The following is a 23,378-nucleotide window of genomic DNA, read 5'->3' on the forward strand; positions in this document are numbered from 1 at the left end:
GGAATCATTCCTGGTCTGCTGGGCTTCGAAAAGGCGCCAAGGACAGCGCGACGACAGCGGGGAGAAACACAAAAAATCTCGTCGGTGCGGGACGCCAGGATTGGTATCCCGCACCGCACCGACGAGCCCCTTGGCCAGGTTTTTGACCCCGCCATCCGCCCCCGCGGATCTGAAAATTCCTTGCACCAGGCACGTTCCAGACCGCCTGGTCAGTGAGTTGCGGCTCTGCCATCACCCTCCCGTTGCAGCTCCGAACCCCTGTTGCGATTTTGATTTCACGCCAAGGTTGCTCGGCTGTCAACAAAAAGATGTGACTTTTTTTGGGTATTTTGCCCGAAAGCACGGCCAGTTCCTTTAAAAGCAATTGAATTACCTTAGAATCGGTCAAAAGGGCTAAATCGAGGAAACCAAATGACCCATTCGAAACGGCACGGCGAGATCCTGCGGCTGCTGCAGGAAGAGGGGACTGTCACCATCGCCAGTCTGGCCGACCGGCTGGGCGTTTCACTCGAGACCGTGCGCCGTGACGTCAAGCCGCTCACCGGTGATGGCTCGGTCCTCAAGATGCATGGCGCCATCGGCCTGCCGTCAATGATCGGCGAAGCGCCGTTCGAACGGCGCATGCGCGACAATGCCGATGCCAAGCGCGTCATTGCCCGCATGGTCGCCGCCACCATTCGCGACGGTGAATCGATCATGCTCGATACCGGCACGACGACCTCGTTCCTCGCCCGTGAGCTACTCGGCCACCGCCGCCTGACGGTCGTCACCAACTCGTCGGACATCGCCCGCACACTGGCCACGGTCAATGGCAACAAGGTCTACATGGCCGGCGGCGAATTGCGCAGCGATTCAGGCGCAGCCTTCGGCGCCTCGGCCATAGACTTCGTCAGCCGTTTCTCGGTCAGCCATGCCATCATTTCCACCGGCGCCGTCGATGCGGTGATGGGCGTCATGGACTACGATCTGGAAGAGGCCGAGTTCGCCCGCATGGTGCTGTCACGCGGCCAGCGTTCGCTCGTCATCACCGATCACAGCAAGTTCGGCCGCCTGGGCCTGGTCCAGGTCTGCGGCTTCGACGGTTTTTCCGAACTCGCCACAGACCGGTCGCCATCGCGCGACGTTGCCGCCGCCCTTGCGCAAGCCGGCGCGCGGCTCAGCATCGCCGGCGGCGAAGCCGGATTCTAGTTCGCTTCATCGTTTCACGCTTGCGGAAATGCGGCACCGGTCGCCAGTCACGGAATAAGCTCTGGCGTCGGCTTTCCTTCCCTTGCGCGCCGGTGTTTAGTCCGGCCATGGCCTTCACCATCCGCCAGTTGCAGTTCTTCATCGCCGTGGCCGAGCAAGGCACGGTGTCGGGCGCTGCGCAGAACCTCTCGATCTCGCAGTCGTCGGTCACCGAAGCGATCAAGGAGCTCGAAAGCGATCTCGGCGTCGAATTGTTCGAGCGCCACCCGCGCGGCCTGAACATCACCCACAAGGGCCACCAGTTCCTGCGCCATGCGACAAAAATCCTTGCCGACGTTTCCGACGCACGCCGCTCTTTCTCCGGCGAACAGGCAGCAGTCGGCGGTCGGCTGCAACTCGGCGTCACGTCGCTGGTCGCCGGCTATGTGCTGTCGGATCTGCTGGCCCGCTACCGCCGTGCCTATCCCGGCGTCGAAGTCTCTGCCATCGAGGACAATGGCGACTACCTCGAACATCTCTTGATCGGCGGCAAGCTCGACATCGCGGTGATGGTGACGTCCAACCTGCGCGACCGCACGGCCTTGCAGTCGGAAATCCTCGAGGTCTCGGCCTATCGCCTGTGGCTGCCGCTTGGCCATCCGCTCGCCAGCGCCGACATCATCGGCATTGGCGACATCGCCGGCGAGCCGCTGATCATGCTCACCGTCGACGAGATCGAGGAGAACACGGGAAAACTTCTGGCGGCGATCGGCGCCAGGCCGCATGTCGCCTTCCGCACCCGTTCCGTGGAAGCGGTGCGCAGTCTCGTCGCCACCGGCGCCGGCGTGGCGTTGCTGCCCGACCTCGTCTACCGGCCCTGGTCGCTGGAAGGCGACCGCATCGAATCGCGCGATATTTCCGGCTCCTTGCCGGTGGTCCAGGTCGGAATGGTGTGGCGGCGCGGCTCCGGCCTGCCGCAGGCGTCACGTGATTTCATCGGCCTTGCCCAGTCGCAACGGACGGTCCGTCAGCGGCCCTGATGGGTCAGCCGGCGATCTATCGGAAAAACCGATATCGCCTTTCTGATAAATGAATTTGCGAAACCGGAATTTTCAAAGCACCTTCAGGTTCAGGGACCAAAGTCGCCAGCAGAGCGACATGCGTCCAACGGACGAACTGACAGTTTTTCAGTCCGCGCGTGACCCCTAGCGAAGACCGAAACCGGCTTTCGGGGTCAGGCGCCAAAATGGGAGATCGATGATGAATTCATTCCTGAAGTCATGCACAGCTTTGACGGTCGCGCTGACCTTCTCCGGCCAGGCCGTCGCCCAGGTCAAGGAGCTTGGCAAGGGCGAAGGCCAGGTCAACATCGTTGCCTGGCCGGGCTACATCGAACGCGGCGAAACCGACAAGGGCTATGACTGGGTGACTTCCTTCGAGAAGGAGACCGGCTGCAAGGTCAACGTCAAGACCGCCAACACCTCCGACGAGATGGTCTCGCTGATGAACGAGGGCGGCTTCGACCTCGTCACCGCTTCGGGCGACGCGTCGCTGCGCCTCGTTGCCGGCAAGCGCGTGCAGCCGATCAACACCGATCTCATCCCGAGCTGGAAGACGGTCGACGACCGCCTGAAGGACGCCCCGTGGTTCACCGTCGGCGGCGTCCACTACGGCGTTCCCTATCAGTGGGGTCCGAACATCCTGATGTACAACACCGAGGTGTTCAAGGAAGCGCCGAAGAGCTGGAACGTGGTCTTCGAGGAAATGAACCTGCCGGACGGCAAGTCCAACAAGGGCCGCGTCCAGGCCTATGACGGCCCGATCCACGTCGCCGACGCTGCCAACTATCTGATGTTCCACAAGCCGGAACTCGGCATCAAGGATCCCTATGAACTGAACGAGGACCAGTACAAGGCCGCGCTCGACCTGCTGCGCGTCCAGCGCACCCTGGTCGGCCGCTACTGGCACGATGCCGCCATCCAGGTCGATGATTTCCAGAACGAGGGCGTCGTCGCCTCGGGCTCCTGGCCGTATCAGGTCAATGCGCTTGTCGCCGCCAAGAAACCGGTCGCGTCGACCGTGCCGGAAGAAGGCGTCACCGGTTGGGCCGACACCACCATGATGGAGGCCGACTCCGCCAATCCGAACTGCGCCTACATGTGGCTGGAGCACTCGCTGTCGCCGAAAGTGCAGGGCGATGTCTCGGCCTGGTTCGGTTCGCTGCCGGTCGTGCCCGCCGCCTGCAAGGGCAACGAGCTGTTGACCGACGAAGGCTGCAAGACCAACGGCTACGACAATTTCGAGAAGATCAAGTTCTGGAAGACGCCGGTGTCGAAATGCGCCACCCAGAACGACCAGTGCGTGCCCTATTACCGCTGGGTGTCGGACTATATCGGCGTCATCGGCGGTCGGTGAGTGCCCTTACCTCCCCCTTGTGGGGAGGGTTGACGCGCAGCGTCGGGGTGAGGGTAGCTTTTGCGATCACCCTCACCTGCGGCTTCGCCACGACCTCCCCCACCGAGGGGGAGGTGAGCTGGCGCGCGAACTCATCATCCCAGTCCTGATTTGCAGGCGAGGGTGATCGACAGAACTGAACCGGCAAAAGACTGACAGCCCATGACATCAGCAGTCTCCTTCCGACAAGTTTCGCGCCATTTCGGCAGCGTTCGCGCCGTCGACGCGGTCGATCTCGAAATCGTGCCGGGCGAGTTCTTCGCCATGCTCGGGCCGTCGGGTTCCGGCAAGACCACGTGCCTGCGCCTCATCGCCGGTTTCGAGCAGCCGACCTCGGGCTCGATCGCGATCTTCGGCGAACGCGCCGAGGGCGTGCCGCCCTATCGCCGCAACGTCAACACTGTGTTCCAGGACTATGCGCTGTTCCCGCACCTGAATGTGCTCGACAACGTCGCCTACGGGCTGATGGTCAAGGGCGTCGGCAAGGCCGAACGGCACAAGGCGGCGGAAGAGGCGCTCTCGCTGGTGCGGCTGCCCGGCTATGGCGCCCGCCGCCCCGGCCAGCTTTCCGGCGGCCAGCGCCAGCGCGTCGCGCTCGCCCGCGCGCTGGTCAACCAGCCCAAGGTGCTGCTGCTCGACGAACCGCTCGGCGCCCTCGATCTGAAACTGCGCGAGAACATGCAGGAGGAGCTGAAGTCGCTACAGAAGGCGCTCGGCATCACCTTCGTGTTCGTCACCCACGACCAGGGCGAGGCGCTGTCGATGGCCGACCGCGTCGCCGTCTTCAACGACGGCAAGATCATGCAGATCGGCACGCCGGAGGATATCTACCAGCGGCCGAAGACCCGCTTCGTCGCCGATTTCGTCGGTTCCTCCAACGTGCTGCCGCCGGATTTCGTTCAGCGCTATTCCGGCCAGCATCGCTGGGGCAGTCTGCGCCCTGAATCCATTCGCGTCGGTCGCGCGGCAAGTGGCGAAGGCGTTTCCGCCCGCCTCCTCTCGACCAACTATCTCGGCGCCACGACAAGACTGGCGCTCGATGCCGACGGGTTGAAGCTGCACGCCATCGTGCCGGCCGGCACTGCCCTGCCTGGGGAAGGCGAGGCGGTCGTGCTCACCTTCAACCGCGAGCACCTGCATCTGATGGACGAGCCGGCATGAGCCTCGACGCCGCCATGCCACGCGCCACGGCGCCCGCCATTCTGCCGGGCAGCGGCGGCCTGCGCGGTGCGCTGTCGGATCTGTTTTGGCGCAGACCAAAGGTGTTGCTGTTGCTGATGCTGCTGCCGCCGGTGTTGTGGCTCGGCATCGTCTATATCGGCTCGCTGTTCGCGCTGCTGGCGCAGAGCTTTTTTTCCATCGACGAGTACTCCGGGCTGATCAACCGTGAGTTCACGCTGAAGACCTACGGCGACCTGTTCCAGGCGGCCAATCTTGACATCATCCTGCGCACGGTGACGATGGCGGGCCTCGTCACTTTGGCCTCGGCGATCATCGCCTTTCCGATCGCCTACTACGCAGCGCGCTATGCGCGCGGCCGCTGGAAGGCGCTGTTCTATCTCGGCATCATGCTGCCGCTGTGGTCGAGTTATCTGGTCAAGATCTACGCCTGGAAGCTGATCCTGGCGAAGGAGGGCATCCTCACCTGGCTGTTCGGCAAGCTGCATCTGCAATGGCTGATAGACGCCTGGCTGTCGCTGCCGGTCGTCGGCGGCAACTCGCTGTCGGTGTCGTTCACCGGCACCTTCATCGTCTTCGTCTATGTCTGGCTGCCGTTCATGATCCTGCCTGTACAGGCGGCCCTCGAGCGCGTGCCCGGCAATCTGGTCGAGGCCTCGTCCGATCTGGGGGCTTCGCCGGGGCAGACTTTTCGCAACGTGCTGTTCCCGCTGGCGCTGCCGGGCATCGTCGCCGGTTCGATCTTCACGTTCTCGCTGACGCTCGGTGACTACATCATTCCGCAGATCATCGGCACCTCGCGCCTGTTTATTGGCCAGGCGGTCTATTCGCAGCAAGGCACCGCCGGCAACATCCCGCTCGCCGCCGCCTTCACCGTCGTACCGATCGTCATTATGGGGTTCTATCTCTGGGGTGCCAAGCGCATGGGGGCTTTCGATGCGCTCTGATGGTTCCCGGTCCGCCCCGCTCGGCTTGAAGGTCGCCTCTGCCTGCGGGCTGCTGTTCCTGCATCTGCCGATCGTGCTGATCTTCGTCTACGCCTTCACGACGGAGGAAAAGAGCTTCGTCTGGCCGCCGCCCGGGCTGACGACGCAGTGGTTCGCCGTTACCTGGAACCGGCCGGATGTCTGGCAGGCGCTGTCGCTGTCGGTCAGGGTTGCCGCGATCTCGACGGCAATCGCGCTGATCCTCGGCACGCTCTGTTCGGCGGCGGTGTCGCGGACCAAATTCTTCGGCCGCGAAACCATCTCGCTGCTGGTCATCCTGCCGATCGCGCTGCCTGGCATCATCACAGGCATTGCACTGCGCTCGGCCTTTTCGCTGGCCGACATCCCGTTCTCGTTCTGGACGATCGTGCTCGGTCACGCCACCTTCTGCGTCGTCGTCGTCTACAACAACGCCGTCGCCCGCTTCCGCCGCACCTCGGGTTCGATGATCGAGGCGTCGATGGACCTCGGCGCTGACGGTTTCCAGACCTTCCGCCATGTCGTGCTGCCCAACATCGCCACCGCACTGCTTGCCGGCGGCATGCTGGCCTTCGCGCTGTCGTTCGATGAGGTCATCGTCACCACCTTTACCGCCGGCCAGCAGCAGACGCTGCCGATCTGGATGCTGGAAGAGCTGATCCGGCCGCGCCAGCGCCCGGTCACCAATGTCGTCGCGATGGTCGTTGTGCTGGTGACGCTGCTGCCGATCCTCGCTGCCTACTACCTGACCCGCGATGGCGACCAGATCGCCGGTTCGGGCAAATAAAATTCAAGAGTTCATAAGGGAGAGATGTCCATGGACACCCAGATGCTGATCGGCTCGAAGTTCGAGAAGGGCACCGAAACCGAGGAGCCGATCCTCAATCCGAAGACCGGGGCGACCATCCTCAACCTGCCCGAAGCCAGTCCGGCGCAGATCGAGGCGGCGGTGCTTGCGGCCGAGAAAGCGTTCGTCACCTGGTCGCGCACCACGCCTGCGCAGCGCTCTGGGTATCTCCTGAAGATCGCCGACCGCATCGAGGCCGAGGCACAAGAATTCGCTACGCTCGAGGCGCTCAACTGCGGCAAGCCGATCAATGCGGTGCTCAATGACGAGATTCCGGCGATCGTCGATTGCTACCGCTTCTTTGCCGGTGCGGTCCGCTCCATGCCGGGCGTGGTTGCCGGCGAATATCTGCCCGGCCACACCTCGATGGTGCGCCGCGACGCCATCGGCATCGTCGCCTCGATCGCGCCGTGGAACTATCCGCTGATGATGATGGCCTGGAAGCTGGCACCGGCGATCGCTGGCGGCAACACCGTGGTCTTCAAGCCGTCGGAGCAGACACCGCTGACGGCGCTGAAGCTTGCCAGGATTCTAGCCGAAATCCTGCCCGAAGGCGTGGTCAACGTCATGCTCGGCAGAGGTGACAGTGTCGGCAACACGCTGATCAACCATCCCAAGGTCAACATGATCTCGATCACCGGTGACGTCGCCACCGGCAAGAAGGTGCTGCAGGCAGCCGCCAAGTCGGTCAAGCGCACGCATCTCGAACTCGGCGGCAAGGCGCCGGTCATCGTTTTCGACGACGCCGACCTCGGCGCGGTGGTCAACGGCTTGCGCGCCTTCGGCTACTACAATGCCGGCCAGGACTGCACCGCCGCCTGCCGCATCTATGCCGGCAAGAAGATCTACGACAAGCTCGTCGCCGATCTCTCCTCGGCTGTCTCGACCATCAAGTACAATCGCCCCGACGACACCGAAAACGAGATCGGGCCGCTGATCTCGCGCCGCCAGCGCGACCGTGTCTCGAGCTTCGTCGAGCGCGCCTCGGAACTGAAGCACATCGAGATCACCACCGGCGGCAAGCCGGGTGAGGGCTCGGGTTTCTACTACCAGCCGACCGTCGTTGCCGGTGCGCTGCAGGAAGACGAGATCGTGCGCCGCGAAGTGTTCGGCCCGGTCGTCTCCGTCACCCGTTTTTCCGAGGTCGACGAGGCGGTGAACTGGGCCAACGACAGCGATTATGGCCTGGCGTCATCGGTGTGGACCAAGGACGTGTCGCGCGCCATGGCGACGGCCGCCCGCCTGCAATATGGCTGCACCTGGATCAACACCCATTTCATGCTGACCAACGAGATGCCGCATGGCGGGTTGAAGCAGTCCGGTTACGGCAAGGACATGTCGCTCTACGCGCTGGAAGACTACACCGCCGTGCGCCATGTGATGGTGGCGCATGGGTAGCGCCTTCCCATCTGCCCGTGAACGGGCAGATGGTGGCCCGAAGGGCCGGATGAGGGGCAGTGCGACGCTTCCAAAGCTGGCTTCGCCCCTCATATGCCTGCCGGGGAGAAGACCACTACTCCACGATGCGGTAGATGTTCCACAGGCTGGTGCCTGACACGACATACGGTTCCATGTCCTTGCCCCATTTGGCGTGCGCGTCGATCTTGCCGATCTTGGCGAAGAACGCCTCTAACTGGGCCAGGCTTTCGACCTTGTGATGGGATTCGACCGTCGCCTCCCGCGCGCCGATCGATCCGGTCATGATCTGGAATTCCAAGTCGGCGATGCCGACTTGCGAGCCGATCTCGCGTTCCCATTTCTTCATCAGTTCGAGCACGGTCTGCTTGTGCCCGAACTTGGCGTCGATCTGCCATCTGGCGCTGAACATCTTCTTCTCCTCCAGGTTTGCGGCCCAAGCCACAGTTGATTTATCGGCGGTTGACCTATTCGTCCCAGGCCTGCACGACGGTCTGCCGTGCGATCCGCCCGTTCTTCAGCTCCAGCATCGCCGCGGCGAATACTTTCGTGCCGTCCGGATAGGCGCAGGCCTGGGTGAAGGCGAGGCTGTCGCCATCAGCGATCGTTGTGTCGACCTTGTGGGTCATCGCCCGGCTGCAGATGTCGTCCCAGAAGGTGGCGATCGCTGCGCGGCCGCGGATTTCGCGCGGCTTGCTCGGTGGGTTGTTGCGGTCGATCACCCGCACCAGAGCGTCGTCGGCATAGAAGCTCGACAGCATCTTTCCATCACGGCCTTCGATTGCCTTCTTGATCGCCGCGCCGTCCACGGTCTGTGTCTTGGTCAGCATTTTATCCTCCATATGCCCGTCTCGCGATCGGGCGGTTGATAGTCAGAAGCGCTGCACGGCGCTCATCGCCGCGCAGGGATTTCTTCACTGCGACTTCGCCTTGACGGCCGCGAACACGTCGTCGGTCTGCTTCTTGAAGGTCGCGAGATCCACTTGGCTACCATTGAGCATCGTCGACCAGTGGCGCACGATCGCGGCCATCGCCACCGCCTCCTTGATCTCCTCGTCGCTGGCGCCGTTGAGCCTGGCCGCCTCCGTATGGAAATAGATGCAATATTGACATGGGATCTGTGCCGCGACGGCGAGCCCCAACAGTTCCTTGGTCTTGCCGTCGAGCGCGGTCTTCGGGTTGAGCTGGACGCCCTTGATCTCGGCCCAGGCGCCGGCGACGGCCACGTCGGGCAACGTCTTGAACATGTCCGGCACCGAGCCGAGCGTTGCCTGGATGTCCTTGTAGGCCGCCGCTGCCGACGCATCCTCGGCCTTTGCGGGTGCGATAGCGAACAACGCTCCAGCGCCTGCCGCAATCACCAGCGATTTGAGTGTGCGGTTTGACTTCAGCATTTCATCCTCCTTCGCAGCGCCTTTCCCGGCGGCATCCGCCCGGCCTGCATGGAGAGAAATGATAGCGTCTGCATGTCTCGCGCCGCTTCGCCCGAAAGCGCCATGGCTCTCATGGCCCGTCCGGGCCAGTGTGCCGGGCGGAAAATGCCGCCGCCGCCGCTCGCGAAGGCAGGTCGAGCTTGAGCAATATGTTGGCGACGTGACGCTTGACCGTGTGCTCGCTCAGCCTGAGCTCGGCGGCAATCGCGGCATTGCTCTTGCCGTCTGCAATCAGGCCCACCACTTCGCTTTCGCGTGCCGTCAGCACGGCCGGTTCGGTCGTTCGGGTCCTGGCGCGGCAGTCGGGCTCCAGATGCTGTTCGGACATCGCCCGCACCAGCGCCAGCGGCTCGTCCATCTCGTCCAGCGTGACCCGGCCGGCGTCGGTGAAATGCAGGCCCGAGCCGGTTGCGAGATCCGCCACCAGCCGCGAAGCGATTATGTCGCCGCGGCTGGCGTGCGCGGCAAGCTGCATCGTCACCCGCGTCGTCAGCCCCACTGGCGGCCCACGCAGTTCGATCTCGCCGACATGCGCGCCCTGCGCGCTGGCCACGCCAATGCCTTGTGCCGCCTCGCGCAGCGCGGCCGCGCAGCGTATGGCGCGCGCAGGCCCATCGAAGCGCGAGATCATCATCTCGCCATGCGTACCCACCGCGCGGCCGCCATGGCGGCCGACCAGCAGCCGCCAGGTTTCCTGGAAGCGCTGGCTGCGTTCGCTCCACATGCGGTCGCCCATCCGCGCCGTGTCGTAGATGCGTGTCGCCAGGAGTGCCGCCAGCACGCGGTCCACCTCGGCCACGGCACGCTCGCCTGTCAGGAATTCCTCGATCAGGTCGGCCACCCGGTCGACGTCGCCAGTCCAGATCGGGTGGTCGCGCCCGGGAATCTCGACCAGTCGTGAATTGGGAATCTTCCTGGCCAGGAAGCGGCTGGCGTCCGGGTCGACCCGTACGTCGCCGTGGCGATGAATGAGCAGCGTCGGTGCGCTGATCGCGGCCAGCACGCCGCGCACATCGATCCCGGCGTTCATGCGCGCCAGTGCCGCCGCCGCCGTCGGGCTCGCCGACAATCGTTCAAAACGAGCCCACCACTGGGCAAAATGTGCGTCGTCGACCCGGCTCGGCGCGAAATGAGGCAGGGTCGCACCGGTACCCCAGGCCGTCTCGGCCATCTCGATGAAGGCGTCGAGGCGCTCGGGCGACATTACCCATTTGTGGAAACGCGCATAGCCGCCATAGAGCGCCAGCGCCCGCGTCCGTTCCGGATAGGTGGCGGCGAACAGCATCGCCATAGGCGCGCCTTCCGAGGCGCCAAGCAGTGCCGCGCGGCCGCTGCCGGCGGCGTCCATCACCGCACGCACATCGTCCATGCGCGTTTCGAGGCTGGGCAGGTGGTGGGCGTCGACACGGTCGGACAGACCCGTGCCACGCTTGTCAAACAGGATCAGCCGCGAGAACGCCGAAAGCCGCTTCAGCAGCCGGCTGTAGCCCTGGTCTTCCCAGTGCAGATCGAGATTGGAAATGAAGCCCGGCACGAAGACGAGGTCGAGCGATCCCTGCCCGACCACCTGATAGGCGATCCGCACATCGCCGCTACGGGCATATCGGGTCTCGATCGGCCTCACGAGGTTTCCGCCCCGGCCTGACGATTTCTGATCGCCAACCATAGCAGAGCAGCGCCGATTGCGGCAGTTCAAACTTTAGCGATAGAAAATATAGCCGGCTTGGCCTGCGGTTATTTTTGCGAGGCGGCGACGTCGGCCGGGGAGGCCTCGAGCCCGAGTTTGAGGTCGGCCTCAGCCGGCGTGATCGGTCGCCTGATTTTGGCGGAGGCGGCCACCACCAACTCGTTGAAGTTCTCGGTGCCGCCATCCAGCATCTCGAACAGCTGCCGCCGCATCCTCGGCTCCCAGAACTTGTTGATATGCTCGGCGATGCCGGCGATGCCTTCCTCGCGCGGCTTGGAATGGAAGAAATCGGCGATCTGGTTTGCCATGCGCACCAGCTTCTCGCTCGTGCTCATGATGTGTTCTTCGTCATGCGACATGCTTGGCAACTCCCAGGACCACCCGGTCGGGGTGGGTGAAAACATCGAAATCATCGCCGCGCACCAACGCCACCAACGTCATGCCGGCCTCTTGCGCCGTGCGGATGGCCAGTGCGGTCGGCGCCGAGACGGCGATGATGAAGGCCGAGCCGATCGCCGCCGTCTTCTGCACCATCTCGACCGACACCCGCGATGTGACGACGACAGCACCGGATGCGCCATCGATGCCGGCCTTGGCCAGTGCGCCGGCCAGCTTGTCAAGCGCATTGTGGCGGCCGACATCCTCGCGCGCCATGACGATGCCCTTGCCCTGCACATAGAAACCGGCGGCGTGCACGGCTCCGGTCTCCGTGTGCAACGGCTGTACTTTCGACAGGAGCTTGACGGAACGGACGATATCGTCGCCATCAAGCGTAAGGTTTGACGCACCAACTGCATCGACCGAGCGCATCGCTTCCTCGATCGATTCGATACCGCACAGTCCGCAGCCGACCGGGCCGGCCAGTCGTCGGCGCCGCGCTTCGAAGCGCGTATTGGCGCTGTCCTTCAGCCGGATCTGGATATCGATACCGGCGCCATGGTCCTCGACCTCGATGGACTCGATCTCCTGGCGGTCGGCAATGATGCCCTCGGTCAGCGAGAAGCCGAGCGCGAAATCCTCGAAATCGGCCGGGCTTGCCATCATCACCGCATGCGTGGTGCCGGCGAAGGAAAACGCCACCGGCGTCTCTTCCGGCACCATCCGGTTGGCAGCCGTCGTCCCGCCTGCGCGGCGCGCCAGCCGCGATACCTGCGTCGTGGCTTTGCGGCGCTCGCTCAAGATTACTCCGCTGCTTCCAACTTCGCGATGCGACGGCTGTTGCGCGCCTGCTCGTCATAGTCGCGCTGCCATTCCGACGGCCCATTGGAAGCGCCGACCTGCACCGCCGTCACCTTGTATTCCGGGCAGTTGGTCGCCCAGTCGGAGAAGTCGGTCGTGATCACGTTGGCCTGCGTGTCCGGATGATGGAAGGTCGTGTAGACCACGCCGGGCGACACGCGGTCGGTGATCAGCGCGCGCAGCGTCGTCTCGCCCGAGCGGCTGGTCAGCCGGACCCAGTCGCCGTCGCGGATGCCACGGTTTTCGGCGTCATGCGGATGGATTTCGAGCCGATCCTCGCTGTGCCACATGATGTTGTCGGTGCGTCTGGTCTGTGCGCCGACATTGTACTGCGACAGGATGCGGCCGGTGGTGAGCAGCAGCGGGAAGCGCGGCCCGGTCCGTTCGTCCGTCGCCACATATTCGGTGCGGATGAACTTGCCCTTGCCGCGCACGAAACCATCGACATGCATGATCGGGGTGCCGAGCGGTGCCTTCTCGTTGCAGGGCCATTGCACGGATCCGACACGGTCGAGCAACTCGAAGGAAACGCCGGCGAAGCTCGGCGTCGTCTGCGCGATCTCGTCCATGATCTCGGAGGGGTGCTGGTAGTTCCAATCCAGCCCGATCGCGCGGGCAAGCTCCTGCGTCGCTTCCCAGTCGGCGTAGCGCGCCTTCGGCTCCAGAACCTTGCGCACCATGTTGATGCGACGCTCTGCGTTGGTGAAGGTGCCGTCTTTCTCCAGGAAGGTCGAGCCCGGCAGGAAGACATGTGCGTAGTTGGCCGTCTCGTTGAGGAAGAGGTCATGCACGACGACGCATTCCATCGCGGCCAGACCGGCAGCGACATGCTTGGTGTCGGGATCGGACTGCAGAATGTCCTCGCCCTGGATGTAGATGCCCTTGAAAGTGCCGTCGACCGCGGCATCCAGCATGTTGGGAATGCGTAGGCCGGGTTCGTCGTCCAGCTTCACGCCCCACAGGCTCTCATAGATGTCACGCACGGCTTCGCCGGAGATATGGCGGTAGCCGGGCAGTTCGTGCGGGAAGGAGCCCATGTCGCACGACCCCTGCACGTTGTTCTGGCCACGCAGCGGGTTCACGCCGACGCCTGGCCGGCCGATATTGCCGGTGGCCATGGCGAGATTGGCGATCGCCATCACCGTGGTCGAACCCTGGCTGTGTTCCGTCACCCCGAGGCCGTAATAGATCGCGCCGTTGCCCCCGGTAGCGTAGAGGCGCGCCGCACCGCGGATCAGCTCGGGATCGACGCCAGACAACTTGCCGACGGTTTCGGGGCTGTTTTCCGGCAAGGCGACGAACGATGCCCAATCCTGGAACTCCGCCCAGTCGCAGCGTTCGCGGATGAAGGCTTCGTTGAAAAGACCTTCGGTGACGATCACATGCGCCAGCGCGGTCAGCACAGCCACATTGGTGCCGGGCTTCAGCGGCAGGTGATAATCCGCTTCAACATGCGCCGACTTGACCATCTCGGTGCGACGTGGATCGAGTACGATCAGCTTGGCGCCCTGACGCAGCCGTTTCTTCAGCCGCGAGGCGAACACCGGATGGGCAGAAACGGGATTGGCGCCGATAATGACGGCGACGTCGGTGTAGTCGACGGAGTCGAAATCCTGCGTGCCGGCCGAGGTGCCATAGGTCTGGCCGAGCCCGTAGCCCGTCGGCGAGTGGCAGACGCGTGCGCAGGTGTCGACATTGTTGTTGCGGAAGCCCTGCCGCACCATTTTCTGGACGAGGTAGGTTTCCTCGTTGGTGCAGCGCGACGAGGTGATGCCGCCAATCGCTGTGCGGCCGTACTGATACTGGATACGGCGGAATTCCTGGGCCGTGTGGGAAATAGCCTCTTCCCAGGTCACCTCGCGCCAAGGATCGGTGATCTTTTCCCGGATCATCGGCGACAGGATGCGGTCCTTGTGGGTGGCGTAGCCATAAGCGAAACGGCCCTTCACACAGGAATGACCGTGGTTCGCCTTGCCCTCCTTGTAGGGCATCATGCGAATGACCTCGTCATCCTTCACTTCGGCCTTGAACGAGCAGCCAACGCCGCAATAAGCGCAGGTGGTGACGAGCGAGCGCTCCGGCAGGCCCTTGGCAAGGACCGCTTTCTCGCGCAACGCATCGGTCGGACAGGCCTGCACGCAGGCGCCGCAGGACACACATTCCGAATCGATGAATGCTTCGTGCATTCCCGCCGAAACTCTGGATTCGAAACCACGTCCTTCGATAGTCAGCGCGAAGGTGCCCTGCACCTCTTCGCAGGCCCTCACGCAGCGCGAGCAGACGATGCATTGCGTGGGGTCATAGGTGAAATAGGGATTGGATTCGTCGCGCGCGATGTAATCGACCGTCAGCGAGCCATGGCCGGGCGCTACGCCGTTTTCCTGCTTGACGTGGTTGCGGCCCTCGATGCCGTAGCGGTTCTCGGTCAAGCCGATCGACATCGCCACCGCGTCGAACTCGCTGGCACCGGTTCCGGCCTTCTCGTTCCAGCCGGTCGGATGATCGGAGACGTAAAGTTCCATCACGCCGCGGCGAATGGCGTCGAGCCGATCGGAGTGCGTACGCACCACCATACCCTCGCCGACAGGTGTCGTACACGACGCTGGCGTGCCGCCGCGCCCTTCGATCTCGACAAGGCAGATACGACACGAACCGAAAGAGTCCAGCGTGTCGGTGGCGCAAAGCTTCGGGATCTCGACCCCGCCTTCCATCGCGGCACGCATGATCGAGGTGCCTTCCGGTACGGTGATGCTGCGGCCGTCGACGCTCAGCGTGACCTGCTTCTGCGCCGTCGATTGCGGGGTTCCGTAGTCGATCTCTTCGACGAGGGACGGGAAGTCGGCCTTGATGTTCATCTGCCAGCTCCTATTCAGCAGCCACGCGCACGGGCGCAGGCTTGAAGTCGTCGGGGAAATGGGTGATCGAGCTCATGACAGGGTAGGGCGTGAAGCCGCCCAGCGCACAAAGCGAGCCGAATTTCATCGTGTTGCAGAGGTCGGTGACCAGAGCGAGGTTCTTCTCCGGCTCAATGCCGGCAGTGATCTTGTCGATGGTCTCGACACCACGCGTCGAGCCAATGCGGCAGGGTGTGCACTTGCCGCAACTTTCGATAGCGCAAAACTCCATGGCGAAGCGGGCCTGTTTCAGCATGTCGGCAGTGTCGTCGAACACCACGATGCCGGCATGGCCGATCAGCCCGTCCTTGGCCGCAAAGGCTTCATAATCGAATGGCGTGTCAAACAGCGCGCGCGGGAAATAAGCCCCCAGCGGTCCGCCGACCTGCACCGCCTTGACCGGACGTCCCGTCGCCGTGCCGCCGCCGATCTCGTCGACGATCTCGCCCAGCGTCATGCCGAAGGCCGCTTCGAACAGGCCGGCATATTTGACGTTGCCGGCGATCTGGATCGGGATCGTGCCGCGCGAGCGGCCCATGCCGAAATCCTTGTAGAAGGCGGCACCCTTGTCCATGATCACAGGCACCGAGGCCAGCGAGATGACGTTGTTGATCACCGTCGGCTTGCCGAACAGCCCCTTGTGAGCCGGTAGCGGTGGCTTTGCCCGTACCATGCCGCGCTTGCCTTCGAGCGAGTCCAGCAGCGCCGTCTCCTCGCCGCAGACATAGGCGCCTGCGCCGACCCGGATCTCCGTGTCGAAAGCGTAGGACGACCCCAGCACGCTGGCGCCAAGCACCCCGGCCTTGCGGGCGACGTCGACGGCCTTGTTCATCACCGCCACCGCATGCGGATATTCCGAACGGATATAGACAAAGCCTTTGGTCGCACCGGTGGCGATTCCGGCGATCGTCATGCCTTCGATCAGCACGAAGGGATCGCCCTCCATGATCATGCGGTCGGCGAAGGTGCCTGAGTCGCCTTCGTCGGCGTTGCAGACGATGTATTTGCGGTCGCCAACGGTATCGAGCACCGTCTTCCACTTGATGCCGGTCGGGAAGCCCGCGCCACCGCGCCCGCGCAGTCCGGATTCGGTCACCTGGGCAACAATGGCGGCGGGCGTCAATTCCAACGCGTTCGTCAGTCCATTCAACCCGCCGTGTTTCTTGTAGGATTCGAGCGACAGCGGATCTGTGACGCCACAGCGCGCGAAGGTCAGCCGCGTCTGCTTGGCCAGGAAGGGGATTTTGTCGGGGGCGCCCAGCCAGCGCTTGTGAGGGCCGCCGGTGAGGAAGCCACTGTCGAACAGGCTTTTGACATCGGATGGCTTGACCGGCCCATAGGCAACGCGGCCGTTGGCTGTCGCAACTTCGACCATTGGTTCGAGGAAATAAGCGCCGCGCGAACCGTTGCGCACGATCTTGGCCTCGATGCCGCGCTCGGCCAGTTCACTGGCGATCGCCTTGGCGACCTTTTCGGCGCCAAGCGCCAGTGCGCCGGAGTCGGCGGGAATGTAGATACGCGGGATCATGAGCGCACCTCGGCAACGATCTCGTCGAGCTTTTGGTCATCGAGCCGTCCGATCACCTCGCCGTCGAGCATGGCGGCGGGCGAACAGGCGCATAGGCCGAGACAATAGACCGGCTCCAGCGTCACCGAACCGTCGCGGCTCGTCTCATGAAAGCCGATGCCCAGCAACTGCTTCAGTTTGGCAGCGATGGCGTCAGAACCCATCGACTGGCAGGATTCTGCCTGGCAAACCTTCAGCACATGCCGACCTGCCGGATGGCTGCGGTAGTCGTGATAGAAGGTGACGACGCCGTGCACTTCAGCCCTGGAGATGTTCAGCGCTTCGGCGATGACCGGCAGTGCAACCTGCGGCACATGGCCGAACTCTTCCTGGATGCCGTGGAGGATCGGCAGCAGCGGGCCTTCAAGGCCTTTGAGCTCCTGGATGATCGCGGCCGTGCGCGACGTGATCTCGGTACTTGCAGGCTGCATCGTCATGCAGCGCCCTCCCTGGTCGATAGCTTTTTTATCGCTAAGTCTTTACAAAATCAGAGGAAACCCTCGGAATCAATAAAGCAGTTTCGTTGCTCGATAGAAATCTTCTATCAAACTTGGTCAGCCACCATTGTCTAGCCTAGCGGCGGGCGTGGAAATCGTCCGCCAGCGCCATCGCCTCGTCCAGCAGCGCCGAGACCAGCGGCGTGTGTGGTTCGCGCGGCGCCGCCACCAGGCCAACGGTGTGGCTGGCGTCCGGCTCGACGATCGGAATGGCCCGGATCGGTTCGGAAAAGCCGAATGTTTCCGCAAGGTTGAGCGGCATGATCGATGACCATTTGCCGGTGCGGATGTGCGAGAACAGCACGATCATCGAATTGGATTCGAGCGTCGGCCGGACCTGTACGCCGGCCTCGGCCAGGTGCTGATCGATGATGCGGCGGTTCTGCATGTCCGGCGTCAGCAGGCAAAGCGGCAGGCTGCTGAGCTCTGCCCATGTCACTTTGTCGCGATCGGAATAGGGATTTCCCATGGCCGTGATCAGCTGATAGCGCTCGTCATAGAGCGGCACGCTGGTCACCCGCCCCAGCGGCTCGTTGTCGAGATAGGTGATGCCGGCATCGATGTCGAAATTGCCGAGCAGGGACAGCACTTCGATCGAGGTCCGCGACAGCACCGAGAAGGTGACGCCAGGGTGCTTTTCGCGGAACGGCGTCGTCAGGCGCGGCAGCATGGCCAGCGCCGTCGGGATGGCGGCGATGCGGATGCGGCCGGACAGGCCATGGCGCGCCGCCCGCATTTCTTCTCTCATGGTGCGGGTGTCGCCGACGATGCGGCGCGCCCAGACCAATACCTGCTTGCCTTCGGGCGTCAGCCCCTGGAAGCGTGAGCCGCGCAGCACCAGCATCACGCCGAGCTGGCCCTCGAGCTGCTTGATGCCGGCCGACAGTGTCGGCTGGGTGACGCCGCACACGTCGGCCGCCCGCCCGAAATGCTCTTCCTTGGCCAGTGCGATGAAGAATTCCAGCTTGTCGATCATGCCATCTTTCCGCGCGTTCCGCGCAAGGTCGGGGAAATCGTCTTTCGCCGCAAGCGGTATGCGCAATCGCGTCGCATCCACATCTTTCAGCCGGCTTGCTGTTCCCTGCGACGCAATGCGGCGTTATGTGGATGAAACGGGAGGTCGACCATGCTGGGCTGGTTCCGCAAGCTTTTGCCGCGCGAAGATCGCTTCTTCGAGCTGTTCGAACGACATTCCCGCACCGTGGTCGGCGGCGCCGAGGCGCTGGAGCAGCTTCTCCAGGGCAAGGACATCGATCGCTGGTGTCAGAAAATCATCGATCTCGAAGACGAGGCCGACCATATCACCGCGGAAGTCCTGCTGGCGGTGCGACGCTCCTTCATCACCCCTTTCGATCGCGGTGACATCAAGGACCTGATCCAGTCGATGGATGACGCCATCGACATGATGCACAAGACCGTCAAGACGGTGAAGCTGTTCGAGAAGAAGGAATTCGATCCGCTGATGCAGGAAATGGGCGGCGTCATCGTCGCCGCCGCCAAGCTGGTCGCCGAGGCGATCCCGCTGCTCGGCAAGGTCGGCGCGCACGCGGTGCGCCTCAACGCCATCGCAGAAGAGGTCATGCGCGTCGAAAGCCGGGCAGACGATCTGCACGAACAAGGTCTGAAAGACCTCTTCAAGCGGCATGGACGCAGCGATCCCATGGCCTACCTGATCGGCAGCGAGATCTATGGCCAGTTGGAGAAAGTGGTTGACCGCTTCGAGGACGTCGCCAATGAGATCAGCGGCATCGTCATCGAGAATGTATAGGCGATGGAAGCAACCATCGCCTTTCCCGTGCTGATCGGCCTTGTCGCCGTAGCGCTGTTCTTCGATTTTCTCAACGGCCTGCACGATGCCGCCAATTCCATTGCCACCATCGTCTCCACGCGCGTGCTCAGGCCGCAATACGCGGTGCTCTGGGCGGCCTTCTTCAATTTCATCGCCTTCATGTTCTTCGGTCTTCATGTCGCCGAGACAGTGGGGAAGGGAATCGTCGACGTCACTATTGTCACGCCGGCGGTGATCTTCGCCGCCCTTGTCGGCGCCATTGTCTGGAACATCGTCACCTGGGTCGCCGGCATCCCTTCGAGCAGCTCGCATGCCCTGATCGGCGGGCTGGTCGGCGCTGGCGTCGCAAAGGCAGGCCTGGGCGCTATCGTCTGGACGGGCCTAGGCAAGACGGTCGCCGCGATCGTTGTGTCGCCGGCGACCGGTTTTGTTCTGGCGCTTGTCCTGATCCTTGCGGTTTCCTGGCTGTTCGTGCGCCAGACACCGTTTGCGGTCGACCGAACCTTCCGCGTCATGCAGTTCTTTTCCGCCTCGCTCTATTCCCTCGGGCACGGTGGCAACGACGCCCAGAAGACCATGGGAATCATCGCCGTGCTGCTCTATTCGCAAGGCATGCTCGGCACGACTTTCTACGTGCCGCTCTGGGTCGTCCTCACCTGTCAGTCGGCGCTGGCGCTCGGCACCTTGTTCGGCGGCTGGCGTATCGTTCACACAATGGGCTCGAAGATCACCCGGTTGAACCCGATGCAGGGCTTCTGTGCCGAAACCGGTGGCGCCATCACGCTGTTCGCCGCCACATGGCTCGGCGTTCCTGTTTCGACCACCCACACCATCACCGGTGCCATCATCGGCGTTGGCGCCGCCCGCCGCGTCTCGGCCGTGCGCTGGGGCATTGCCGGCAACATCGTCATTGCCTGGATTGTCACCTTGCCGGCCACGGCTGCCATTTCCGCGCTCACCTACCTCGCGGTTGGCCTGGCGGGGTGACGCGGGCACTCCGGTGCCTTTGGGGCGACCCCAATCTGCACCATCTGAGCCGCAGGCAAACGCCTCATGCCGCGAGCCCTTCCGCAGAGGTCGAACCGGCGACCCTTTGTCGGTCTATGAGTGGTGACAACAGGCAAATAACCAATTGATAAGATTTGGCTTGCCATGATGGTGGCCATGCGCACGCACCAGACCGCTGGAGGTAGAGCATGCTGCATGAGCACCCCACAGAAATGCAGACCGCGACGGACGCCGATCTGCGAGAAGCGGCGCGATTGCAGGCCCTCGACCGTTTCGACGTTCTGGACACGCCGCGCGAGGCGTCGTTCGACCGCATTACCCGGCTGATCAGGACCGTGTTCGATGTCCCGATTGCCATTGTCTCGGTCATCGATGGGCATCGCCAATGGTACAAGGCCTGCGATGGCCTCGCTACGGCTGAGGCCGAGCGCAAGGACACATTTTGCAAGCATACGATCCTGCAGGACGGCCCGCTGATCGTTCATGATGCAACGAAAAACCCACGCTTCGCCGACAACCCCAATGTCAGGAACGATCCGCACATCCGGTTCTATGCGGGCGTCCCCTTGCGCACCCATGATGGCCACAACATCGGCAGCGTGTGCGCGATAGGCGACCAGCCGCGCGATTTTGGTCAGCGCGAAACGGCCATCCTGCAGGATTTCGCCGACCTGGCGATGGATGAACTGGAATTGCGCCAGCATGCCTCGAGCGATGTGTTGACCGGCGTGTTGTCCCGGCGGGCCTTCATGGAGCAGGGCAGTCGGGCGTTTGCCCTGGCGAAACGGCAACGCTTTGATTTCTCCTGCGTCGTCTTCGACGTCGATCACTTCAAAGCGGTCAACGATACATTTGGGCATGCCGCCGGCGACAGGGTTTTGAGTGGCGTCGCAAAGCAATGCGGTGCGGCCTTGCGTGATGTCGACATTTTCGGACGCGTCGGCGGCGAGGAATTCGCCATCCTCATGTATGCGGGCCGCAAGGGCGCCCTTGAATCAGCCGAGCGATTGCGCAGCGCGATCGAGGCGATGCGCTTCGCCCACGGCACGGCAGAGCTAGCGGTTACCGCCAGCCTCGGCATTGCCTCGCTTGATTCGACGATCCCCAGCTTGCATGAACTGATCGAACACGCCGACGCGGCCATGTACGCTTCGAAACACGCTGGCCGCAATCGAACCTCCGTCTGGAATTCGCTCGCAAAAGACCAGCCACCGCCACGGCGCAGGGTGCTCAAGGCTGGTCAGATCGTGTTCAACAGGCGCATGTCGACCATCGACTGCACGGTTCGCAGCTTCGGCGAGGACGGCGCCACAATCGATGTGTCGAATATCGCCGGCATTCCTCAGCAGTTCACGCTGGTCATCAGGGCAGACCGGTTCGAAACCAGGTGCCGGGTCGTCTCCCAGGCCGAAAGACGCCTGGAACTGGCTTTCGACTGAACCAGGCCTGTTCGATCTCGCATCTGGCGATGAACTGCATTATCTCAAGCCAGCCGCTGTTTGAGCCAGCCAATGTTTGAGGAAATGCCGTCATGTCTGTCACCAAGGAAATCGTCACCGAGCGCCTGAAGACGGTCAATGGACCGGATTTCACCGGCAACATCGTCGACCTTGGTATGGTTTCCGAGATTTTCATCGCCGATTCCAAGGTCTTCTTCTCGATTACCGTTCCCGCCGCACGCGCCCAGGAAATGGAGCCGCTGCGCGCCGCCGCCGAGCGTGTCGTCAAGGCGATCCCCGGTGTCGCCGGCGCCGTCGTTGCGCTGACGGCGGAAAAGAAGGGCGGCGGCATGGAGGCGCCGGTTCCATCGCGCCCGGCACCGAGGCCGGCTCCGCCCGCCGCCGCGCCGCGTGCCGCTCCACACGCTCCTGCTTCGCACAGCCAGGGCAAGCGTGGCGTGCCCGGCATCGAAGCGATCATCGCCGTCGCTTCCGGCAAGGGCGGTGTCGGCAAGTCGACCACCGCCGTCAACATTGCTCTTGGCCTCGCCGCCAATGGTTTGCGCGTCGGCGTGCTCGACGCCGACATCTATGGCCCCTCCATGCCGCGGCTGCTCAACATCCATGGCCGGCCGCAGACCGTCGACGGCAAGATCCTGAAACCGATGGAGAATTATGGGTTGAAGGTGATGTCGATGGGCTTTCTCGTCGATGAGGAGACGCCGATGATCTGGCGCGGGCCGATGGTCATGTCGGCACTGACGCAGATGCTGCGCGAGGTGGAATGGGGCCGGCTCGACGTGCTCGTCGTCGATATGCCTCCAGGCACCGGCGACGCCCAGCTGACCATGGCCCAGCAGGTGCCATTGGCCGGCGCCGTCATCGTCTCGACGCCGCAGGACCTGGCCCTGATCGACGCCCGCAAGGGCCTCAACATGTTCAAGAAAGTCGATGTGCCGCTGCTCGGCATCGTCGAGAACATGAGCTATTTCATCGCTCCGGATACCGGCAAGCGCTACGACATCTTCGGCCATGGCGGCGCCCGCCGCGAGGCCGAGCGTCTCGGCGTCACCTTCCTCGGCGAAGTGCCGCTCGAGATGGGCATTCGCGAGAGCTCGGATGCCGGCACGCCAGTGGTTGTCTCGAAGCCCGACGGCCCCGAGGCAAAGATCTACAGGGATATTGCCGGAAAGGTCTGGGACCGGATCAATGAAGAGCGGGGTGCGGCCGCGGACGCCGTGACGAGCATCGTGTTTGAGTGATGCGGATATCCCTCCCCTCGAGGGGAGGGGGCTCAGCCGCCGACCTTCTCGCCGAAGCTGGAAAAAAACTGCCCGGCCAGTTTCTTCGAGGTCGATTCGATCAGCCGGCTGCCCAATTGAGCGATCTTGCCGCCGACATCGGCCTTGGCCGCGTATTTCAGCACCGTCGCGTCCGGCCCATCTTCAGTCAGCGTCACATCGGCCCCGCCCTTGGCGAAGCCGGCTATGCCGCCCTTGCCTTCGCCCTGGATGGTGTAGGAATGCGGCGGCTTGAGGTTCTTCAGCATCACCTCGCCGTTGAACGTCGCCTTGATCGGCCCGATCTTCACCACCACGGTGGCCGCCATCTCGGTCGGCGACTTCATCTCCAGGCTCTGGCAGCCGGGAATCGTCGCCTTCAAGACCTCGGGATCGTTCAGCGCTTCCCACACCTTTTGCAGGGGCGCGGCAATGCGCTCCTCGCCTTCGATCACCAAAGCCATGAAAACCTCCCTGACAAGACTGATTGAAGCCCTAACCCACAGCTGGGGGCCTG

22 protein-coding genes are annotated in these 23,378 nt (G+C 63.3%); 11 read left to right on the forward strand and 11 right to left on the reverse strand.

What is annotated here, in order from left to right; all coding sequences use genetic code 11:
* Nucleotides 1-411 precede the first annotated feature (411 nt).
* From AC1D10_RS13610 to AC1D10_RS13640, 7 genes are all read left to right on the forward strand, one after another.
* Complete coding sequence (locus tag AC1D10_RS13610; RefSeq protein WP_477272471.1) at nucleotides 412-1,188, forward strand: DeoR/GlpR family DNA-binding transcription regulator; 777 nt, start codon at nucleotides 412-414, stop codon at nucleotides 1,186-1,188.
* Between the two features lie 107 nt (nucleotides 1,189-1,295).
* Nucleotides 1,296-2,207 carry a LysR family transcriptional regulator gene (locus AC1D10_RS13615; protein WP_477272473.1) on the forward strand — a complete coding sequence of 304 codons (912 nt, stop codon included), beginning with the start codon at nucleotides 1,296-1,298 and terminating at the stop codon, nucleotides 2,205-2,207.
* A 220-nt stretch (nucleotides 2,208-2,427) separates the two neighbouring features.
* Complete coding sequence (locus AC1D10_RS13620; RefSeq protein WP_477272475.1) at nucleotides 2,428-3,582, forward strand: ABC transporter substrate-binding protein; 1,155 nt, start codon at nucleotides 2,428-2,430, stop codon at nucleotides 3,580-3,582.
* A gap of 201 nt (nucleotides 3,583-3,783) precedes the next feature.
* A complete protein-coding gene (locus tag AC1D10_RS13625; RefSeq protein WP_477272477.1) occupies nucleotides 3,784-4,782 on the forward strand; it encodes an ABC transporter ATP-binding protein in 999 nt (332 codons plus the stop codon).
* Complete coding sequence (locus tag AC1D10_RS13630) at nucleotides 4,779-5,747, forward strand: ABC transporter permease (RefSeq protein WP_477272479.1); 969 nt, start codon at nucleotides 4,779-4,781, stop codon at nucleotides 5,745-5,747. The genes AC1D10_RS13625 and AC1D10_RS13630 overlap by 4 nt, the downstream gene beginning before the upstream one ends.
* Nucleotides 5,737-6,552 carry an ABC transporter permease gene (locus tag AC1D10_RS13635; protein ID WP_477272481.1) on the forward strand — a complete coding sequence of 272 codons (816 nt, stop codon included), beginning with the start codon at nucleotides 5,737-5,739 and terminating at the stop codon, nucleotides 6,550-6,552. Before AC1D10_RS13630 ends, AC1D10_RS13635 begins: the two co-directional genes overlap by 11 nt.
* A 30-nt stretch (nucleotides 6,553-6,582) precedes the next feature.
* Nucleotides 6,583-8,010 carry a gamma-aminobutyraldehyde dehydrogenase gene (locus AC1D10_RS13640; protein ID WP_477272483.1) on the forward strand — a complete coding sequence of 476 codons (1,428 nt, stop codon included), beginning with the start codon at nucleotides 6,583-6,585 and terminating at the stop codon, nucleotides 8,008-8,010.
* A 115-nt stretch (nucleotides 8,011-8,125) separates the two neighbouring features.
* Here AC1D10_RS13640 and AC1D10_RS13645 read toward each other — a convergent pair whose 3' ends face one another.
* The 10 genes from AC1D10_RS13645 to AC1D10_RS13690 form a co-directional block, all read right to left on the reverse strand.
* A complete protein-coding gene (locus AC1D10_RS13645) occupies nucleotides 8,126-8,440 on the reverse strand; it encodes a hypothetical protein (protein ID WP_477272485.1) in 315 nt (104 codons plus the stop codon).
* A gap of 55 nt (nucleotides 8,441-8,495) precedes the next feature.
* Nucleotides 8,496-8,858 carry a nuclear transport factor 2 family protein gene (locus tag AC1D10_RS13650; RefSeq protein ID WP_477272487.1) on the reverse strand — a complete coding sequence of 121 codons (363 nt, stop codon included), beginning with the start codon at nucleotides 8,856-8,858 and terminating at the stop codon, nucleotides 8,496-8,498.
* Nucleotides 8,859-8,942: 84 nt separating this feature from the next.
* Nucleotides 8,943-9,422 carry a carboxymuconolactone decarboxylase family protein gene (locus AC1D10_RS13655; RefSeq protein ID WP_477272489.1) on the reverse strand — a complete coding sequence of 160 codons (480 nt, stop codon included), beginning with the start codon at nucleotides 9,420-9,422 and terminating at the stop codon, nucleotides 8,943-8,945.
* A gap of 109 nt (nucleotides 9,423-9,531) precedes the next feature.
* Complete coding sequence (locus AC1D10_RS13660) at nucleotides 9,532-11,085, reverse strand: alpha/beta fold hydrolase (protein WP_477272491.1); 1,554 nt, start codon at nucleotides 11,083-11,085, stop codon at nucleotides 9,532-9,534.
* A 110-nt stretch (nucleotides 11,086-11,195) separates the two neighbouring features.
* Nucleotides 11,196-11,507, reverse strand: a complete 312-nt coding sequence (locus AC1D10_RS13665; RefSeq protein ID WP_477272493.1) for a formate dehydrogenase subunit delta — start codon at nucleotides 11,505-11,507, stop codon at nucleotides 11,196-11,198.
* Nucleotides 11,497-12,327 carry a formate dehydrogenase accessory sulfurtransferase FdhD gene (fdhD, locus tag AC1D10_RS13670; protein ID WP_477272495.1) on the reverse strand — a complete coding sequence of 277 codons (831 nt, stop codon included), beginning with the start codon at nucleotides 12,325-12,327 and terminating at the stop codon, nucleotides 11,497-11,499. Before fdhD ends, AC1D10_RS13665 begins: the two co-directional genes overlap by 11 nt.
* A gap of 2 nt (nucleotides 12,328-12,329) precedes the next feature.
* A complete protein-coding gene (gene fdhF, locus AC1D10_RS13675; RefSeq protein WP_477272497.1) occupies nucleotides 12,330-15,242 on the reverse strand; it encodes a formate dehydrogenase subunit alpha in 2,913 nt (970 codons plus the stop codon).
* Between the two features lie 10 nt (nucleotides 15,243-15,252).
* The gene (locus tag AC1D10_RS13680) at nucleotides 15,253-16,809 is read right to left on the reverse strand and encodes a formate dehydrogenase beta subunit (RefSeq protein WP_477272499.1); all 1,557 of its coding nucleotides are present in this window, start codon (nucleotides 16,807-16,809) and stop codon (nucleotides 15,253-15,255) included.
* The gene (locus tag AC1D10_RS13685) at nucleotides 16,806-17,285 is read right to left on the reverse strand and encodes a formate dehydrogenase subunit gamma (protein WP_477272501.1); all 480 of its coding nucleotides are present in this window, start codon (nucleotides 17,283-17,285) and stop codon (nucleotides 16,806-16,808) included. The genes AC1D10_RS13680 and AC1D10_RS13685 overlap by 4 nt, the downstream gene beginning before the upstream one ends.
* A gap of 136 nt (nucleotides 17,286-17,421) precedes the next feature.
* Nucleotides 17,422-18,321, reverse strand: a complete 900-nt coding sequence (locus AC1D10_RS13690; RefSeq protein WP_379101616.1) for a LysR family transcriptional regulator — start codon at nucleotides 18,319-18,321, stop codon at nucleotides 17,422-17,424.
* 150 nt (nucleotides 18,322-18,471) lie between these two features.
* On the opposite strand from AC1D10_RS13690, the gene AC1D10_RS13695 reads away from it, so the two are divergent.
* From AC1D10_RS13695 to AC1D10_RS13710, 4 genes are all read left to right on the forward strand, one after another.
* The gene (locus tag AC1D10_RS13695; RefSeq protein WP_477272504.1) at nucleotides 18,472-19,113 is read left to right on the forward strand and encodes a DUF47 family protein; all 642 of its coding nucleotides are present in this window, start codon (nucleotides 18,472-18,474) and stop codon (nucleotides 19,111-19,113) included.
* Nucleotides 19,114-19,116: 3 nt separating this feature from the next.
* Nucleotides 19,117-20,121 carry an inorganic phosphate transporter gene (locus AC1D10_RS13700; protein WP_477272506.1) on the forward strand — a complete coding sequence of 335 codons (1,005 nt, stop codon included), beginning with the start codon at nucleotides 19,117-19,119 and terminating at the stop codon, nucleotides 20,119-20,121.
* Between the two features lie 209 nt (nucleotides 20,122-20,330).
* A complete protein-coding gene (locus AC1D10_RS13705; RefSeq protein WP_477272508.1) occupies nucleotides 20,331-21,581 on the forward strand; it encodes a sensor domain-containing diguanylate cyclase in 1,251 nt (416 codons plus the stop codon).
* A gap of 92 nt (nucleotides 21,582-21,673) precedes the next feature.
* Nucleotides 21,674-22,843, forward strand: a complete 1,170-nt coding sequence (locus tag AC1D10_RS13710) for an Mrp/NBP35 family ATP-binding protein (protein WP_477272510.1) — start codon at nucleotides 21,674-21,676, stop codon at nucleotides 22,841-22,843.
* A gap of 32 nt (nucleotides 22,844-22,875) precedes the next feature.
* Here AC1D10_RS13710 and AC1D10_RS13715 read toward each other — a convergent pair whose 3' ends face one another.
* Complete coding sequence (locus AC1D10_RS13715) at nucleotides 22,876-23,325, reverse strand: SRPBCC family protein (protein ID WP_477272512.1); 450 nt, start codon at nucleotides 23,323-23,325, stop codon at nucleotides 22,876-22,878.
* Nucleotides 23,326-23,378: the final 53 nt, after the last annotated feature.

Source organism: Mesorhizobium sp. P2_A8 (assembly GCF_056404935.1).